Below are 3,354 nucleotides of genomic sequence, written 5' to 3'. Positions count from 1 at the left end.
CGACGAAGTGCTCCTCTCCCCCGTGCAGTTTACGGGGGAGAGGCTGGGAGAGGGGGGCGGCCGTCGAGTGCACCGAGCCCAGCTCTCCCGCCTGACCTTCTCCCCTCTCCGCACAGCAGTACCGTGCGGGGAGGGGCCGGGGGAGGGGCCGCCTACTGCCCCTCGTACTGCGGCGCGTCGGGCTGCTGGCCGTGCTCCTGGGTGGCGCGCAGGCTCTTCAGCCGGCGGGCAACCTTGGCCACACGGCTTCCCAGGTTGCGCGCCGTCGTCAGCTCGCGCTCCTCCGGCTGGCGCGACCCGTCGTTCCCCGCCAGCGTTCCGGGCCCGTACGGCGAGCCGCCGATGCCGTCCGTCGTCAGGATCTGCGGGTTCTGCCCGTACGGCGTGCCCACGAAGATCATCCCCAGGTGAAGCAGCGGCACCAGGCCCGTGATGACCGTGGTCTCCTGGCCGCCGTGGATGGTGGCCGTGCTCGTGAAGATGCCCGTGGCCTTGTCCTCCAGCTCGCCGTTGGCCCACAGCCCGCCCGCCGTGTCGATGAACTGCTTGACCTGCGCCGACATGTTGCCGAAGCGCGTGGGCATTCCCCAGATGATACCGTCGGCCCAGCGCAGGTCGTCGAGCGTGGCTTCCGGGATGTCGGCGTGCGCCTCCTGCGCCTTTACGTACCACTCCTGTGTAGACATGGCGCGCCGCGCCTCTTCCAGCTCGGGAATGCGCACCACGCGCACCTCCACGTCGGGCTCCGCGCCGCGGGCGCCCTCGGCCACGGACTGCGCCATGCGGGCCGTGTGCCCGTAGCTGCTGTAGTAGATCACCAGAACGTTCGTCGCCATCCTCGTTCCCTGCCTTTCGCGGGTGTCTGTCGGTCGCCTGCGCCATTTATCTTAGTACTAAGGCGATTTGCGCGGAGCAGGGGAAATGCAATCGGCATACCCGGCGGCGGCATCCCGGCAGATGGAGAGCCTGGCGTGAGTTAGCCGGTGTGCTTCTTGCCCCCCGCGTGCGGCGGCCAACCGGGTTTTTCAACGTTTCCGACGGGTGCCGGTGCCGGACGGACCGCGACTGGAGCACGAGTTGATCGCCACATTGACGGATCCCGCCCGGCTGGACGTGCTGCGCGCGGCGGACCTGCTGGCCGGAGAGCGCGTGGAGGCGTTCGACCGGCTGGCGCGTGCCGCGGCCCGCGCCACGCACGCGCCCGTGGCGCAGGTGAACCTGCTGACGGCCGACGAGCAGCTGCCGCGGGCCTGCTACGGGCCGGAGCCGTGGCGCTCTGCTGGGGCCGTTCCGCTGGACTTCTCGTACTGCAAGCACGTGGTGGCGTCGGCCAGGCCGCTGCGGGTGGCCGACGTGCGCGAGCATCCGCTGACCCGCGACAGCCGCGCGACCACCGAATCGGGGATCGCCGCCTACGCCGCGGCGCCCCTGACGACGGACGACGGCCATACGCTGGGCACCCTGTGCGTCTTCGACTTCCACCCGCGGGAGTGGACCGGCGAGCACATGGAGATCCTGGACGACCTGGCGGCGCTGGCCGTTTCGGAGATCCAGGCGCGCGTGGCCGCCCGGCGGCAGACGCGTGACGCCGTGGCCGAGAGCGAGGCGCGCTACCGCGCCCTGGCCGACGACGCGCTCGACACCTCGGAGGTGGGCACCATCATCCTGGACGCGGAGTTCCGGGTGATCTGGGTGAACCGCGCCATCGAACGCTTCTTCGACGTGGAGCGGGTCGGCATTCTCGACCGCGACAAGCGGCGCCTCCTTCACGAGGAGCTGAAGCACCGCGTGGAGGACTCGGACGGGTTCGAGCGGCGGCTGCGGGCCATCTACGCGGCCAACGACTCCGTCGCCGAGTTCGAGTGCCGGCTCAAGGACGGGCGCTGGCTGGCGCACTGGAGCCGCCCCATCCACTCCGGCCTGTACGCGGGCGGGCGGATCGAGCACTACTACGACGTCACCGAGGCCAAGCGCGCCGAGTCGGTGCTACGCGAGCACGCCCGCGTGGCCGAGACGCTGCATTCGCTGGGCGAGTCGTTCGCCTCGGAGCTGAACCTGGAGGCGCTGGTGGAGCGGGTGACCGACGCGGCCACGGCGCTCACCGGCGCCCAGTTCGGCGCCTTCTTCTACAACCAGCAGAACGAGGCCGGCGAATCGTACACGCTGTACACCGTCTCGGGCGTGCCGCGCGAGGCGTTCTCCCGGTTTCCCAATCCCCGCAACACGCCGGTGTTCCATCCCACCTTCGCGGGCGAGGGGGTGGTGCGCAGCGACGACATCACCCGGGACCCGCGGTACGGGACGATGGGGCCGCACTTCGGCATGCCCAAGGGGCACCTGCCGGTGCGCAGCTACCTGGCGGTGCCCGTCACCTCCAGCTCGGGCGAAGTGATCGGGGGGATCTTCCTGGGGCACGAGGGGGCCGGGCTGTTCAGCGAGACCCACGAGCGGCTGGCGGTGGGCATCGCCTCGTGGGCCGCCGTGGCGGTGGACAACGCGCGCCTCTACGACGCCGAGCGCCGGGCGCGCGCCGCGGCCGAAGAGGCCAACCGCGCCAAGGCCGACTTCCTGGCCACGATGAGCCACGAGCTGCGCACCCCGCTGAACGCCACCATCGGCTACTCCGACCTGCTGCTGATGGGCATTCCCGAAACCATCCCCACCGCGTCGCAGGCGCAGGTGCGGCGCATCGGCGCGAGCGCGCGGCACCTGCTGGAGCTGATCGAGGAAATCCTGAGCTTCAGCCGCATCGAGGCGGGGCGCGAGCGGGTGGATGTCGACGAGTTCGACGTGGTGGAGCTGGCCGTGGGCGTGGGCGAGATGCTGGAGCCGCTGGCCGGGCAGCAGGGGCTGGCGTTCCACGTGGGGGTGCCCGACGGGCCGGTGCCCATGCGGTCGGACGCGCGCAAGATCCGGCAGATCCTGCTGAACCTGCTTTCCAACGCCATCAAGTTCACCGAGACCGGGTCGGTGGAGTTGCAGGTGACGGCTCGGGAAGGGGAGATGGAGTTCGTGGTGGCCGACACGGGAATCGGCATCGGGCCCGAGCACCTGGCGCGCGTGTTCGAGCCGTTCTACCAGGCCGAGACCGCCAAGCACCTGCGGGTGAGCGGTACCGGGCTGGGGCTGGCGCTGGTGCGGCAGGTTTCGCAGATGCTGGGTGGAGAGGTGTCGGTGGAAAGCACGCCGGGGCAGGGCACGCGCTTCACCGTCCGTCTTCCGCGCGAGCTGCCGGTCGACGTCTGAAACTGCTGGTTTCACGCGGAGGCGCGGAGGTCGCGGAGAACTGCGGGAGGGTTTCCTCCGTTCCTCCGCGTCCTCCGCGCCTCCGCGTGATGCTTTCTCCTGGTGTTC

General features: G+C 70.5%; 2 protein-coding genes. One reads left to right on the top strand and one right to left on the bottom strand.

Features of this window, described 5'->3' with window-relative positions:
* Positions 1 to 152 precede the first annotated feature (152 nt).
* Positions 153 to 836, bottom strand: a complete 684-nt coding sequence (gene wrbA / locus VIB55_RS16220) for an NAD(P)H:quinone oxidoreductase (protein ID WP_331877707.1) — start codon at positions 834 to 836, stop codon at positions 153 to 155.
* 205 nt (positions 837 to 1,041) lie between these two features.
* On the opposite strand from wrbA, the gene VIB55_RS16215 reads away from it, so the two are divergent.
* Positions 1,042 to 3,246 (top strand): ATP-binding protein, encoded by a 2,205-nt coding sequence (locus VIB55_RS16215; protein ID WP_331877706.1) that lies wholly within the window; start codon positions 1,042 to 1,044, stop codon positions 3,244 to 3,246.
* The last annotated feature ends 108 nt before the right edge of the window (positions 3,247 to 3,354 follow it).

The organism is Longimicrobium sp. (assembly GCF_036554565.1).
Taxonomy (GTDB): Bacteria; Gemmatimonadota; Gemmatimonadetes; order Longimicrobiales; family Longimicrobiaceae; genus Longimicrobium.
Note: the sequence above shows the minus strand (reverse complement) of the source record. Positions and strands in the feature narration are given on the sequence as shown.

What these genes read in the sequence shown, in the direction of transcription:
- wrbA (WP_331877707.1), bottom strand. Translation starts at nt 836, where the DNA reads ATGGCGACGAACGTTCTGGTGATCTACTACAGCAGCTACGGGCACACG.